Annotated in this window: 13 protein-coding genes; all 13 read left to right on the top strand. The window is 57.3% G+C overall.

The genetic code is table 11. The annotated features are described in order from the left end of the window. Positions 1–73 precede the first annotated feature (73 nt). The 13 genes from HY737_08200 (at position 74) to HY737_08260 (ending at position 14,964) form a co-directional block, all read left to right on the top strand. A complete protein-coding gene (locus HY737_08200) occupies positions 74–1,381 on the top strand; it encodes an ATP-binding protein (protein MBI4598363.1) in 1,308 nt (435 codons plus the stop codon). A gap of 121 nt (positions 1,382–1,502) precedes the next feature. Next, a complete protein-coding gene (locus HY737_08205) occupies positions 1,503–1,739 on the top strand; it encodes a hypothetical protein (GenBank protein ID MBI4598364.1) in 237 nt (78 codons plus the stop codon). Positions 1,740–1,848: 109 nt separating this feature from the next. Continuing rightward, on the top strand, positions 1,849–2,118 hold the full coding sequence (locus HY737_08210; GenBank protein ID MBI4598365.1) for a hypothetical protein: 270 nt from the start codon (positions 1,849–1,851) through the stop codon (positions 2,116–2,118). Between the two features lie 270 nt (positions 2,119–2,388). Next, the gene (locus tag HY737_08215; GenBank protein ID MBI4598366.1) at positions 2,389–3,402 is read left to right on the top strand and encodes an SDR family NAD(P)-dependent oxidoreductase; all 1,014 of its coding nucleotides are present in this window, start codon (positions 2,389–2,391) and stop codon (positions 3,400–3,402) included. After that, the gene (locus tag HY737_08220; GenBank protein ID MBI4598367.1) at positions 3,399–4,781 is read left to right on the top strand and encodes a UDP-glucose/GDP-mannose dehydrogenase family protein; all 1,383 of its coding nucleotides are present in this window, start codon (positions 3,399–3,401) and stop codon (positions 4,779–4,781) included. Before HY737_08215 ends, HY737_08220 begins: the two co-directional genes overlap by 4 nt. Beyond that, positions 4,778–5,599 (top strand): class I SAM-dependent methyltransferase, encoded by an 822-nt coding sequence (locus HY737_08225; GenBank protein MBI4598368.1) that lies wholly within the window; start codon positions 4,778–4,780, stop codon positions 5,597–5,599. The genes HY737_08220 and HY737_08225 overlap by 4 nt, the downstream gene beginning before the upstream one ends. A gap of 164 nt (positions 5,600–5,763) precedes the next feature. Next, entirely contained in the window at positions 5,764–6,906 is a 1,143-nt protein-coding gene (locus HY737_08230; GenBank protein ID MBI4598369.1) for a hypothetical protein, read from the top strand. Positions 6,907–6,964: 58 nt separating this feature from the next. Continuing rightward, entirely contained in the window at positions 6,965–8,224 is a 1,260-nt protein-coding gene (locus tag HY737_08235; GenBank protein ID MBI4598370.1) for a flippase, read from the top strand. Between the two features lie 60 nt (positions 8,225–8,284). Beyond that, entirely contained in the window at positions 8,285–9,973 is a 1,689-nt protein-coding gene (locus HY737_08240) for an FkbM family methyltransferase (GenBank protein ID MBI4598371.1), read from the top strand. Between the two features lie 8 nt (positions 9,974–9,981). Further along, positions 9,982–11,142 (top strand): SGNH/GDSL hydrolase family protein, encoded by a 1,161-nt coding sequence (locus HY737_08245; protein MBI4598372.1) that lies wholly within the window; start codon positions 9,982–9,984, stop codon positions 11,140–11,142. Further along, positions 11,139–12,047, top strand: a complete 909-nt coding sequence (locus tag HY737_08250; protein MBI4598373.1) for a glycosyltransferase — start codon at positions 11,139–11,141, stop codon at positions 12,045–12,047. The genes HY737_08245 and HY737_08250 overlap by 4 nt, the downstream gene beginning before the upstream one ends. A gap of 95 nt (positions 12,048–12,142) precedes the next feature. After that, positions 12,143–12,910: a hypothetical protein gene (locus HY737_08255; GenBank protein ID MBI4598374.1), complete on the top strand. Its 768-nt coding sequence runs from the start codon at positions 12,143–12,145 to the stop codon at positions 12,908–12,910. Positions 12,911–12,915: 5 nt separating this feature from the next. Continuing rightward, positions 12,916–14,964 carry an exopolysaccharide biosynthesis polyprenyl glycosylphosphotransferase gene (locus HY737_08260; protein MBI4598375.1) on the top strand — a complete coding sequence of 683 codons (2,049 nt, stop codon included), beginning with the start codon at positions 12,916–12,918 and terminating at the stop codon, positions 14,962–14,964. Positions 14,965–15,102 lie beyond the last annotated feature (138 nt).

Below are 15,102 nucleotides of genomic sequence, written 5' to 3' on the forward strand. Positions count from 1 at the left end.
TGACTCGGCGACCCCCCTATAGTAACATTGTAATAGATATCGTTTCGAAATTATAACCACTATAGTGAATATAATGAACAAAAATGAGCTGATCGCGATCCTCAATGACTGGAACTTCTGGCGCAGGGAGCTGGAGACCGGCGTTCCTCGACACCAGTATCTGGCGAGTGTTAAGCGGTTCCTTGACACGAATCAGGTGCTCACGATTACCGGGCCCCGACGCGCGGGAAAGTCCTTCCTCATGCGACAGGCGGCTTGGGCCTTGACCAAAGACGGCGTGCGCACGGAGAACATCCTGATCGCGAATTTTGAGGATCCGCGGTTTCCGGAGCTGACGATCAAACTCCTTGAGCAGCTGTATGAAACCTATCTCGAATTTCTCACGCCCAAAGGTCCGGTCTATCTCTTCCTGGATGAAGTGCAAGAGATTGACGGGTGGGAGCGATGGGTCCGATACATGCACGAACTCAAGAAAGCCAAGCTCGTGGTTTCGGGCTCCAACGCCAAGCTCTTAAGCCGCGAGCTGGGCACGCTATTAACCGGCCGGCACCTCGATGTGACCGTGTTCCCCTTATCCTTCACAGAGTTCCTGGCGTTTAACGGCGTGGCCGTCAACGATCGGCTGGATCTCTTGAACAAGCGAGTGGAAATCCAGGGGCTGTTGCGCAAGTATCTGGAGTTCGGCGCCTTTCCCGAGGTGAGCTTGTCGCAACAGAAGCAGGCGATCTTGCTGAGCTACTTCGAGGACTTGGTCACGAAAGATCTATTGCGGCGCTTCAAGGTCCGCAAGCCGCAGGAACTGAAGGCGCTGATCAAGCACTACCTGAGCCATGTGGCCACGTTGACCACCTTTCATTCGCTGGCGAAATTCTTGAAACTCTCTCCGGGGACGGTGGAGAAGTTCTCCAGCTACCTGGAGCAGGTGTATCTCGTCTTCTTTGTGAAGCGCTTCTCCTTCAAAGTGCGGGAGCAGGAGAAGAATCCCCGCAAAGTCTACGCCATTGACACCGGCCTGAGCAACACGGTTGGCTTCCGATTTTCCGAGAATATCGGACGGCTCGCCGAAAATGTGGTCTTCTTGCACTTGAAGCGTCAGCAGGTCCTTCACCCGGACGCTGAGCTGTATTACTGGAAAGACCTCCATCACCGAGAGGTGGATTTCGTGATCAAGGAAGGCACCAAGGTCAAGCAACTGATTCAGGTTTGCTGGCATGTGGAAGATGCCCGGACCAAGGACCGAGAGCTGCGCAGCCTCGTCAAAGCGATGGAGGAGCTCAAGGTGAGCCGTTCGCTCGTCATCACCGAGGAGCATGAGGCTGAGGAGCAGTTTAAAGGCCGACGGATTGCCTTCACCCCATTATGGAAATGGTTGCTCGGATGAGATGATATCAGCCTTGATCCGCTGGCGTGCAGCTCGCGGTTTGACGATGCAGCTGTGGACGTTAATTGACACGTTGCGTCGCAACGTTGACAAGCATGTGTGGCCATGTTACGCTTTTCCTATGAAGAAAAGCGAATCGATTGAGCAAATCCGTCGGCGGTTTCGACGCGAGTGGCTGCTGGTGGGGGTGGATCGATTGGATCCTCACACGCAGGTGCCACTGCGCGGGCGCTTGCTCGCGCACTCCCCGCACCGTAATGAGATGTACGACCGGTGGACAGACGTGAAGGAGCTCAGCGTCGTCCTGTATTCGGAGAAGACCCTCCCCCAGGGATACGCGGTCGCGTTCCGTGCCTGAGTATCCTCTCCTTTTCGAAGCTGGACTTCTCATCATCTATGTGCGCCTGACGGGCCCACAAGGGAGTCGTCTTGTCCGCGTTGCCGTGGATACGGGAGCGACCACCACCATGGTGCCCCCGAAGGCCGCATTGGCGATCGGGGTTAACCCGGCCCAATCAACCCAATTTCGGGAAACACTCACGGCTAGCGGCAAGGAGCTGATCCCACTCATCATTATCCCTGAGCTACGGATTTTTGAACGCAGCTTTCACCGTGTCACCCTCGCCTGCCACGAGCTGCCCGGCGAAAGCCCCATCGATGGCCTACTCGGCCTCGACTTGCTTATCCCGCTTCAGGCCGTCATTGATCTGCGTCGGAAATGCCTCTCCGTGTTATAATCTTCGCCATTCACTCATCGGCGGCATCGTCGTCGCCCTCTTCACCCCACCCCCTGTCGCAGTCGCCAATGGCGACGCCTTGGCGTTGCCGAGGCCGCCGCTGCGCGGCGGAGCAACAGGGGGCGGGGTCATGCCCATCTTCCAAATCTCCACCCTCATCCACTAACGACGAGATACTTCAACAGGCCGCTGTGGCAGTTGAACGCGGAATCGTCTATAATAACTCCTGGTCGTCCTCAGTCATTATCCATCCTTCAGTAGGATGCGTGCATGTGGAATCATCGCCATGTGTTAGTGACAGGAGGCGCTTCCTTTATTGGATCGCATCTTGTCGATGCCCTGGTGGCCAAGGGTGCCCGGGTGCGGGTGGTCGACAACCTTTCCAGCGGCAAGCTGGAGAACCTGCGTTCGCATCTTGAGCAAGAAACCATTGAGTTCCGCCAGGGCGATTTGCTCGCTCCCGATATAGCCCAAGCGGCGGTGCAGGGGATCAGCATCGTCTTTCACCTCGCGGCGGATCATGGGGGGCGGGGCTACGTCGATCTCCATCAAGTCGCCTGTTCCACCAACCTCCTCTTAGATAGCCAACTCTTTCGAATGGCCTGCGAAGCCGGCGTCGAAAAGGTCGTCTTTGCCTCCTCAGGCTGCGTCTATCCAAACCACCTCCAAATGGACCCGCGGCAGGAGCTGTATCTGACCGAGGAGATGGTGGGTCCGCCATATGACGCCGACAACATGTACGGATGGGCCAAACTCATGGCCGAGCTGACGCTGAAAGCCTACTATCGGGAGCGCGGCATGAAGTCGGCCTCCTGCCGGTACTTCACCGTCTATGGGCCCCGCGGGGTGGAGAATCACGCGGTGATCGCCATGATCGCCCGCGCCTTTATCAAGGAAGACCCCTTTGTGGTCTGGGGCACGGGAGAGCAAGTGCGGAACTGGACCTATGTGGATGATATCGTCTCCGGCACGATCCTCGCGGCCGAGCGGATCGATGACGGCACGGCCGTCAATCTTGGGACCACGGAGCGCATCCGCGTCATCGATGCCGCCCAGCAGATTCTTCGCTACACCGGACACGAGGCTCCCATCCGCTTGGCTCCGGAGATGCCCACCGGGCCGTTAAATCGCGTCGCCGATAACCAGCTCGCAAAGCGCTTGCTGGGATGGGCGCCCTGCGTCCCCTTCCACGAAGGGGTCTGCCGCACCATCGACTGGTACTTTGCCGATCGCCAGCGTGACGAAGTTGCAAGCAATCTTCAGAGTCTTCTCACCGAGCGATGAGTTCCGAGACGCGCTGTTCCGTAGTCGGCCTGGGAAAACTCGGAAGTTGTCTCGCTGGGGTGCTGGCGAGCAAAGGGTTTGAGGTGACTGGCGTCGATGTGGACGACGACGTAGTCGCGGCGTTTCACCGAGGAGAAAGCCGATTGAGCGAACCACAGCTCGCTCGCCTGCTCGCTGAGTACCGAACGCATCTTCGGGCGACCGGATCGCATCGCGAAGCTGTCCAAGATTCCGAGGTGACGATGGTGGTCGTGCCGACACCGTCCGAGCCAACCGGTGGTTTCTCGCTGAGCTACGTGCTCGATGCGATGCGCAAGATTGGCCAGGGGATCGCCGCGAAGGCTGACTATCACCTGGTCGTCATCAACAGCACCGTGCTGCCGGGGTCGATGACGGTGGTTCAGCAGGCCCTGGAAGAGTCATCGGGGAAGATGTGCGGGAAAGATTTCGGCGTCTGCTATAACCCCTTGTTTGTCTCGCTCGGGTCCGTGATTCCGAATATCCTCCGGGCGGATTTCATTCTCATCGGGCAATCCGATGAGCCGGCGGGCCGGCGGTTGGAAGCCGTGTATCACCGGATCATGGAGAGTTCGCCGCCGATTGCGCGGATGAATTTCGTCAATGCCGAACTGACGAAACTTGCCGTTAACACGTTTGTTACGACAAAAATCTCATTCGCCAATATGCTTGCGGAAATGTGCGAGCAGCTCCCGGGGGCTGATGTGGACGTGGTGACGCGCGCCCTCGGCCTTGATAGCCGCATCGGCGCCCGCTATCTTCAGGGAGGGGCCAGTTATGGGGGGCCATGTTTTCCGCGCGATAACAAGGCGATCATTTCCCTGGCTCAGCAGCTTCGCTGTGCCCCCCTCATTGCCGAGAGCACCGATCGCTTCAACCACCATCACGCCCAGAGGCTCTGGGGGCGCGTCAGGGAGGTGCTGACACCCGGTGTTGCCGTGGCGGTTCTCGGCTTGGCGTATAAACCCGGCACCGACGTGATCGAAGAATCGTTCGGGATGTTTCTGGCTGCTCAACTGGTTTCAGCAGGCGTTCCCACGATGGTGTTCGATCCGCTACCGGGGGCCATGGAGCAATGTCGCCGACAGCTCGGTGGCAATGTCGCTTATGCAGCCAGCGTGACCGAGAGCTTAGCTGAAGCCGATGTCGTTATTTTCACTATTCCCTGCAAGGAATTCGGGATGTTGACCGCGCAGGACTTTCCGGTGAAAGCACCTCCGATTGCCGTGTTTGACTGCTGGCGTCTGCTCACGAAGAACCTCCAAGGGGCTCCACACGTCACGTTCCTCCCGCTCGGCGTTGGAGAGACAGTTCCAGCTTTAGCCCCCTCCTTGTTAAGCTCGTCTGCCACCGCCTCATGATTGACGAGAGATCACTTGTTGAAGATGTCCAAATATTTTGGGACCGGCAACCGTGCAATATCCGCCATTCGCCGCATTCCGTCGGCACACGACAATACTTCGATGAGGTGGAAGCGAGAAAATATTTTGTGGAACCGCATATTCCTGATTTTGCGCAGTTCGGTCGATGGCAAGGCCGAAAGGTGCTAGAGATTGGCTGTGGCATCGGAACTGACGCGGTCAATTTTGCTCGCGCAGGGGCCCAGGTGACGGTTATCGACTTGTCAGAACGCAGTCTGAATTTGTGCCAGGAGCGTTTTGAGCGGTATGGATTGACGGGCCGGTTTTTCCACGGCAATGTCGAGGAGTTGAGCCGGGTCGTTCCGGTTGAGGCCTATGACTTGGTGTATAGTTTTGGTGTTTTGCACCACACCCCGCGACCGGAACGCGCAGTCGAGGAAATTCAGAAATATCTCGCCCCCCACTCCGAACTGAAGCTGATGCTCTACTCCAGGTGGAGCTGGAAGACGTTGTGGATCATTTTGACCTATGGGCGTGGGGCATGGTGGCGCGCCGATCGGCTCATCCGTGTCTACTCGGAGGCTCAAACTGGCTGCCCCGTCACCTATGTGTATTCAATACGACAGATTCGCCGGCTGTTGCGAGGGTTGACGATTCTTCAGATGCGCAAGACGCACATTTTCCCCTACGCCATCGAGAAGTATGTTAAGTACGAGTATGTGCGTGTCTGGTATTTTCGTTGGATGCCAGCTTCGCTGTTTCGAGGTCTTGAGCGTTTCTTTGGCTGGCATACCTTAGTGGTGGCCAAGCTCCCATGAGACACTCCCTCTGCGTGTCTCCAACACTCCGCCACAACATTCGTCCTATCATCAGGCTCTAGTCGCGACCGGCAATGGGTAAGCGCACGCCGGGCACGTTCATCCTCCGAGTAAGCGTGGTTGTGTGTTCCCTCATAGGAGCGCTTCTTTTTCTCGAGAGCGTCATGACCCTTGTTGACTGGAGGAAGGGCGGGAAACTGATTTCAGTCCAAGAAAAACTCCTGCGTGAGCGAAATGTGTATCTTGAGCAACTCGTTCCTGCGCAGATGGATTACGCGGATTTGATGTTTCCGCATCCCTACCTGTCGTTTGTCCATAATCCCGCCGTCAGGGTGAATACGGTCCAAATCAATAATATTGGCCTCCTGGGGCATGACATGCCGATGAAGAAGGAGCCGGGCGTGTTTGTGATTCTGCTGACCGGCGGCTCGGTGGCCAGCCAACTCGCGGGGCTGCGTGTTGAGCAGAACGAACTCGAACGAGAGCTGAACGCCCACTATCGAACGGGTGACATTAAACGCTTTATCGTGCTGAATGGTGGGGTGGGTGCGTGGCACCAGCCGCAGCAGTTCATGCTGTTTGCGCTCTATGCTCAGGTGCTCGATGGCGTTATCACGTTGGATGGGTTCAATGAGCGCTATGTGGTTACATCGCCCAACCGGAGCTTTGAGTTTCCGGCCGACAACTACTTTGTCGCGATGACCAATCAGTACGGTAGTTCAGAATCAGTTTTGCCTTTGTGGATCGATGGGAAGCTCTTGAAGCTTCAGCAACGGGTTTGGCTGCTGCACCATTCACGGCTCTGCTATTTCGTCGTGAGCCAACTGCGAGCGTGGGCGCGAGGCGCCTATGTCACACAGGGGAGCATGAGGATCCAGCCAACGACCCAGGCGATCACCGAGCGATTGCTGGCTCCTACGGGGAGCTGGACCAAGGAGGAGAAATGGCAGCTGGCCATCAGCGAGTACCAGAAATACATCCGGATGATGAACGTCATTGCCGAGTCGAGGCAGATCAGACGACTCTTTCTCATTCAGCCGGTTCCGGCTCTCGGAAAGCGTTTGACGGCTGACGAACGGAAAGTCGTCGGCGACCTCTCCTATGGGGCTGCGTATCAGCGAATGACGGACAGGCTCCTGCAGCTGAAGGGAGAACGCGTGCCCATCTACAGCCTCTTGGATGTTTTTGACCGCTCCACTGATTCTCTCTACCAGGATGCCGTCCACGTGTCGAGTGAAGGCAACCGCATCATGGTCCGTCGCATTTTGGAGCTGCTTGAGCGGGAGTGGGGGTTCGTGCGGAACTAAGCACGTCGTAAGACGGAGGACTGCGATCGACTGGCACACGCTGGTTCATAACTCCTGCATGAACGTGGCAGGAGAGGCAATTCCGCTGCTGGTTTCGCTGGTCGCTGCGCCGTTGGTGATTGCCGGCCTCGGAGTTGAGCGTTTTGGCATCCTCTCGCTCACCTGGGTGATCATCTTCGGCTATTTCAGTCTATTCGATTTTGGGCTCGGGAGAGCGACGACACGCTATGTAGCCAGAGAACTTGAGCGGTCCGAAGAGCACACGGTCGCCAAGCTGGTCTGGACCTCACTTCTGCTGCAGGGGGGGTTGGGGATCTGTGGAGGTTTTTTGCTGGCGGGCCTCACGCCTTGGATGACGACGCGCCTGCTCCATGTCCGTCCAGAGTTCATCCATCAGACGCAACACTGTCTTTTCTGGTTGAGTCTCGGCGTCCCGTTCGTGATCTGTTCAGCAGGCCTGCGCGGGCTGCTTGAGGCGAAACTGCGCTTCGATCTGGTTAATACGGTGAAGGTACCCACGAACTGTGCGCTGTCGCTGGCTCCCGTCTTCGGGATCCACCTGGGCTTTGATCTATCGCGCATCGTCGCACTCCAAGTCATCATCACGATGGCAAGCACGGTGGTTTTGCTGGTCCTAGTACTCGGTCTCTTACCTTACCTGAAAACCATCATGCAATTTGACAGACGCGTGTTGGGACAATTGGCCGGCTACATGGGGTGGATGACGGTCCTTATGCTGACCGCGTCGCTGGTGACCTCTCTTGAACGATTTTTGATTGGGATGAGATTATCGATGAGCGACGTGGGGTACTATACGCCCCCTGCCACTATCATTACGCGACTCATGATTATCCCCAGCGGGATTGTTATGGTGTTATTCCCACGTTTCAGCGCCATGACTGTCGGTGATTACCAGCAGATTCAGAGATTGTTCCACCGGGCGTTCCTGTTGCTCCTGTGGGGGGTCGGCCCTCTGGCGATCCTCTTGATGGTGTTCGCCAAGAACGTGCTCGAGTTCTGGCTGGGTGTGGAATTCGCCAGCCACAGCAGCGCCGTCCTCAGGATTTTAGCGCTGGGATTTTTCTTGAATGCTCTTGGTTGGGTGCCCTCAATTATGCTTCAAGGGTTTGGCCGGCCCGATGTCGTGGCAAAACTGTTCCTCTGCGAGTTGCCCCTCTACGCCGCGCTGGGGTGGTGGTTGATTGGAGTGTGGGGGATTGAAGGGGCGGCGATCGCTTGGACGCTGCGGGCGGGCTGCGAGGCGGTACTGCAGCTATGGCTCGTACGAAAGATGGGAGTATTACCTGTCGCAGCGTGATCGCAAAGCAAAATGACTCGATCAGCCATGCATGTTTCCTCATTTGATCAGCAGGAGGCGGTGCGGTTTAACGAGGCGAGAAAACGTTTCCTGGATCGTTTTGTGCCCGCACTGCTGAGCGAAGAGGAGCCTCGGACAGCACTCGATGTCGGTTGCGGGTTCGGTTATTTTACCCGATACCTCGCCGAGGTCGGATGGCACGTTACCGGGTTGGATGGTCGTCAACGGAACATTCTCGAAGCTCAGCGGCGCTATCCGGATGTGCGGTTTATCGTGGAAAACGTCGAGGAGGTATCGGCGCAAGCGATCGGACAGTTTGATGCGGTGTTCTGCTTGGGGGTCCTCTACCATTTGGAGAATCCATTTCGTGCTGTTCGGGCCTTGTACGAAGTGACACGTCGCTATCTGGTCATCGATACCATCGTGATCCCCAATTCACAACCGAGTCTTATGCTTTTTGAAGAAGGAAAGGCCGACAACCAAGGACTCCACTACACAGCCTGCGTGCCCAGCGAATCTGCCTTAGTGCTGATGTTGTACAAGGCAGGGTTCGCTGCCGTCTATCGTCCTGATGGGTGCCCAGACCACAACGAATACGTTCAGCGGATTGGTCGCCATCGCATGCGTCGCATCCTCATCGCCACAAAGGATGTCGCGAGCTCTGGTCGACGCTGGGGCAGCGTGACGTTCAGTATGATGCCGCAACCGCGCGGATTTCTCGCGGTTCACGCCACGTGGAATACAGTATTGGGGGAGGTCACGTCCGTGTTCATCGAGCGAAAGGTATTTGCGCTGAAGGTGTTCGACCGCCTCTGCCGTGCATTGCCGACCGCATGGGGCTTATGGCTGTGTGAGCGCGCCGCGAGGACTCCGGTCTCCTGTCGATGGCCAGGATGGAAGCTGGGCAGCGCTTGGACAGTTCGCTCGCCAACTATGCTCCTCCGACGAGCGCTCTGGCGATGGTTTTCCCGCATGCGCTCGGGCGATTTCCGTCTCGCTTGGTATAATGGTCTTCGAGTGCTGGCCTATCCCCAAGATGAGGTATGTCGTTCCATCTTCCTCACGCGATGCTACGAACCGAATGAATTTGCGTGGCTGCGCCGCATCCTGGAGCCTGGAATGACGGTGATCGACGTAGGAGCTCATTTTGGTCTCTATACTTTATGTGCCGCCCGGGCCGTCGGGGAGCGCGGCGTCGTCATTGCGATTGAACCAAGTCAGCGTGAGGTTGAACGGTTGAAGCGAAATCTGGACTTGAACAGCGTGCGCAATGTCCGTGTGAGAGCCGAAGCGTTACACAACACTGAATGCGAGGTAAGCCTCGCTGTTGCCGCCGAGGGGCATTCGGGCCGTAACACCTTGGGGGAGTTCGCAGATGAAGATACCTGGTGCCTCAGACGAGAGGCGCGGCAAGCACGACGGTTAGATGCTGTTGTTCAAGAAGAGCGATTGTCGTCCGTTGATCTCATCAAGATGGATGTGGAGGGAGCAGAGCTGTTCGTGCTTCACGGCGCGCTGGACACGCTGCTTCGGTTCCGACCGACGCTCATGATCGAGCTCTCTGATAGGAGCCTGCAGCACCAGAGCGCAACCAGCAGGCAAGTCCTCGAATTCCTTGAGGGGTTGGGGTATCGCATCTTCCAGTTCGACACGAGGACAGGCGCTCTCGTCCCATGCCGGCAGGAACGCTGGCATGAAGGCGAACGCATTGTCGCCGTTCAACAAAGGTCGGTCGAGCCACTGGTATGAGCTCATCGATGAAACGCCTTCGCCCCTCGGTCATTAATTGCTGCGTTGTGCTTGCGGGAGCGCTCCTCTGCGTGAAATTCCTCCTTGGGCAGAGGGAACAGGTCCGCTTCGCCAATCCGGTTTCGAGGAAATATCACGTCTCGCTTCAGGCCTCGTATCCTGGTCTGACGGACCAAGAGATTGATGCGCTGCTGAATGAGAGTTGGACGCTTCCGCTCGCGATACACCCGGACGGGAGCTTTACCGTCGCCCCGTTTCACGGCCGATTTGTGACCGTCCATGACGCAGGATTTCGCGAAGTTCCCGATCAGGGGCGGTGGCCCATTGACCGAAACCGCTATCTGACGATTTTCCTCTTCGGCGGGTCGACGGCCTTCAATTACGGCCTGCCAGATGACCAAACCATGGCCGCATTTTTGCAGTGTCGCCTGAACAGCACGCCCCGTCCAAAACCGGTGCGCGTCTACAATTTTGGCGTAGGTTACTTCTCCTCAACCCAGGAGCGGCAACGGTTCGACATGCTGGTTCGGCAGGGAGCCATACCGGATCTGGCGATTTTCCTCGATGGCTTGAATGATTTCTATTATGCGCGGGGAGATTTTTTTAACACGGCCTCTGCCCACTGGTGGGAACGGGCGATTCGCCGAGTCAGGTTGTCGCGGTTAGGCGCTCCACTTCGGTTCATTGAAGAGCATGTCTCAGCGGCGTACATCGCCCAGCGGAGCAACGGGGGGCCGAAAAACATCGTTGACCGACTCATCGCCTACGCGGTTGAACGTCAATATGACGATCCCCAGCTATTGCATCGTGCGATTCAGCGATACCTTGCGAACAAGACCGCCATTGAAGCTTTAGCCGCTCGAGTGGGAACAACCCCAATGTTCATCTGGCAGCCGGTACCGACTTACAAATACAACCTTCAACTCCACAACCCTTTCCTCCGTGATGGGTTTGGGCAACATACTTATTCACTGTTTGGATACCCCGTGATGGCTCAATTCATCAAGAGTCATCCTCAAGGAAACAATTTTGTGTGGTGCGCGGATATTCAGAGCAATACGACCAGCCCGCTATACATTGACCTGGTCCACTATTCAGCGAAATTCTCACAGCTCGTTGCCGAATGCATCGCGGACAACCTTCGAATTTCGGAAGCCCATACCACATGACTGAACGGCCGGTAGTTTCTGTTGTGGTCCCATGCTTGAATCGGGCGCACTTTCTTCAGCCAACTCTCGGTAGCATCTTCCAACAATCCTATCCGCACATTGAGTGCATCGTCGTTGATGGAGGGTCGACGGACGGCACGGTCAATCTCTTGAAAAGCTATGGGAATCGCTTACGATGGATTTCTGAACCGGATCGCGGACACGCGGATGCGATCAATAAAGGATGGCAGATGAGCCGCGGGGACATCGTCACCTGGCTGAATGCCGACGATTGCTGGGTTGCCCCGGAGGCGGTCCATCAAGCCGTCGAGTATCTCCAGGCGCATCGAGACGTCGACGTGGTGTACGGAGAATCCGTGTGGATCGACGAACACAGTAAGATCATCAGACCGGGGTACTGGAAACCGTGGGATCTGGCGTTCGCCCTTGAATGGTGCAACCACTGTATCCCACAACCCGCCGCATTCATGCGGCGTCAGATCATGGAGCGCGTGGGATGGCTGGATACCAGTTTCATTTCCAAGAAAGATCATGAGTTGTGGCTGCGTATCGGGTTAGTGGGGACGATTCACCACGTGCCCATACCCTGGGCTCAGGAACGCGCCTGCCCAGGCTATCTAGCGAAGCGTGGTGATATCACGGCCGCGGCCTGTGTTGCGCTGACCGAGAAGTTCTTTCGGTTGCCCCATGTTCCTCCATTGCTGATGGAGAAGAAATCCCGCGCACTGAGCGCCGCCTACTTGCGTGGGGCGTGGTATGCCGCAAAGGATGGCGGGCATTACGGTCTTGCATTGAGTTCTATCCTCAAGGGCCTGAAGCTCCATCCAGGCAACGTCCGGTTGATTTTGCACTACATGCGTTGCCAGATTACAAAGCGATTGCGCATCAATCCAAGACCATGCTGACTATTTTTGGAATTCCAAAACACTTTGCAGGGCACACCGCAATCATCCAGGAGAATGCCATCTCCAGTTGGACGCGTCTCGGCTCTCGCTGTGAGGTGATCCTGCTTGGAGATGATCTGGGCACGGCGCACATCGCGTCCCGTTTCGGGATTCGGCACATCCCCAACGTGCAACGTAACGAGTACGGCACGCCTTTGGTGAACTCGCTGTTTGCGCAGGCTGAAGCTGCCGCCGCATACTCCGTCATGGGCTACGCCAACGCGGACATCATGCTCCGCACGAATATCCTGGATGCGGTGGAACGCACCCGTGAGGTCAAGTGGCCGGCGCTCCTGATCGGGCGGCGATGGGACATTGATGTGGCTGAGCTGTGGGACTTCGATACTCCTGACAGTGATGAATGCCTCCGCCGGCATCTCGAGAAGTATGGGAAGCCGCACGATCGGCATGCCATGGATTATTTCATCTTTCCCAGAGGATTGTGGCGCGAGATCCCGCCCATGGCGATCGGCCGGACGCTCTGGGATAACTGGCTGGTCTGGAAAGCGCATGCCTCCAAGATCCCGATCATCGATGTCTCAGCGGTTGTTTCAGCGATCCACCAAAATCACGATTATTCGCATGCCAACGGCGCGCGGCGGGGCGCATGGCACGGTCCCGAAGCGGAAAGAAATTTTGCACTCCTTGGCGGATTTGACCGCATCTTTGATCTGCGCGACGCCACGTGGCAGCTGACCCCGGAAGGGCTCTTCCCGATTCGGACGCTGCCGAGTGTCGTACGCCGCTTCACGCATGCCGCCGCTGTGCGGCCGCTCGTCAGACCTATGCAACAATTCAAGCGCCTGATGCAGGGGGCGAGTTAATGGGTATGATGGAGGCGCTTCAGGAAACGCACAATAGGCCAGGCCTGCGAACGAGCGTGCTCGGCATCGACATCGATATTCTCGGAACGCCAGACCTCATGACCCGCATCGCTTCGATGGCAGAGACGTCGGAGTCGCATCTCATCTGCTATGTCAACGCGGAGTGCTTCAACCAAGCCGTATTTGACCGTCGGTATCGTGCGATTCTGCATGAGGCGGATATCGTCTACGCCGATGGCGCCGGTGTCGTGTGGGCCTCGCGCCTCACCCGCGAACCGCTCAAGCAGCGGATTACCTTAGGGGATGCGCTTCCCGACCTGTGCCGCATGGCGGTGGCGCGCGGCCTGCGGCTGTATCTCTTCGGCGGGGGGGCGGGTGTTGCTCAAGCGGCCGCCCAGCAATTGATTGAAACCTTTCCCGGTTTGCAAATCGCTGGCACCCATCACGGCTATGTCTCCGAACAGGAGACCGCCTCGCTGATTGCCGAGATCAATCAGGCCAAACCCCACATCCTCCTGGTGGGTCTTGGAGCGCCCAAGCAGGAAAAATGGATGTGGCGCCATCGTGAGGCACTTCAGGTGCCGGTGCTCTGGGGTGTAGGTGCCTTGTTCGATTACTGTGGAGGGAAGACACCGCTAGCACCCCGGTGGATTGGGCGGCTTGGATTCGAATGGCTCTTCCGCTTGTTGGTAGAACCCAGGCGTCTCTGGCGCCGGTATCTCTTCGGCAACGCCTTTTTCATCATCCGGACGTTTGCGTTGCTGCTGCTGGACGCGGGATTAGTCACCTGTAGCTGGCTCGGCTCGTATTGGTTCTGGCGATGGTTGGATCAGCCCTTGGGATTTCTGCTCAACCCGGTGGATCCGTATCTCCAAGCCGTCGCATTGCTGGTGGGGATGTGGCTGGTGACGTGTGCGGCGATGGGACTGTATCGCCGTTCACCCGCAATGTCGATGCGAGCAGAGCTCGGCCAAGTGCTTAAAGCGACACTGGTGGGAATGCTGAGCACGATGGCGGTGGCGTTTTTGCTGCGCGGCTCAAGTTTTGGGCGTCCGGTCGTGCTGTTGTTTGGGGTCCTGACCTTCCTCTGTTTATCGCTGTCGCGAATGCTCGCCCGCGCATTAGAGCGTCGGCTGGCTCGCCGCGGCATCGGCTTGCGGCGGGCACTCATTCTCGGCGATGGGCTGTTGGCGTTGCGGGTGAAAGAAGAAATTGAAACCTGGCCGGCAGGGTACGACGTCATCGGCTGTCTGGCTGAACCAGCGCAGGTCGCGTCCATAATCCAGGATGATCGGGTGGACGATATCTTCGTGGCCACCGAAGCGTTGTCGCTCCACGAAACGTTGAATCTCGTCTCCGAACTGGATGAGCAGACAGCTAACGTGCATATCGTTTCGCCTGAGCTTGAAGCGCTCTCAGAGCGCGTTCCGCTCTCGCGCGTCGCAGGGTTGCCGCTGCTCCATCTACCCTCGAGCCGACCATCGTTGGGATATGAGCTCATCAAACGGTTCGGGGATATCCTCGTTGCCATCGCGGCCTTGCTTGCTTGTCTGCCGCTGTTCGGCCTCTTGGCGGTGTTGATTCGGCGGGAATCGCGCGGCCCGGCGCTCTTCATGCAAGAGCGAGTCGGGCAACGCGGGCGGCTGTTTCGGATGTACAAGTTTCGGACGATGGCCATCGATGCCGATCCGTATGCCTGCTCGCCCAACGACTTGACCGATCCTCGCGTCACACGCCTCGGCCGTTTTTTACGACGCTGGAGCTTCGATGAGCTTCCGCAGCTTGTCAATGTGCTGCAAGGCGACATGACCCTGATCGGCCCGCGGCCTGAAATGCCGTTTCTCGTGGCTCAATACGAGCCGTGGCAGCAGAAGCGGCTGCTGGTCAAGCCGGGCCTGACCGGCTTATGGCAAGTGATGGGGCGCAAGCGCCTGCCGCTGCAGCGGAATATCGAGTACGATCTCTATTACATCCGCCATCGCGGCTGGCGGCTCGACATTGAGATTCTTTTTCGCACGATTCCCGCCGTCCTCTTTCGTCGAGGCGCATTCTAAGATGATCGTGGATTGTGGATTGTGGATTGTGGATTGCCTATCTTTCAAGCCACCATCCACCATCCACCGTCCACCATCCTCTCTATGACGGTCGCCAGTTCCTGCCTGATTCTGCTTGTCTTGTGGGTGCTCCTCGCC

Source organism: Candidatus Omnitrophota bacterium (assembly GCA_016209275.1).
In the GTDB taxonomy this organism is placed as follows: Bacteria; Omnitrophota; Gorgyraeia; order Aquiviventales; family Aquiviventaceae; genus JACQWM01.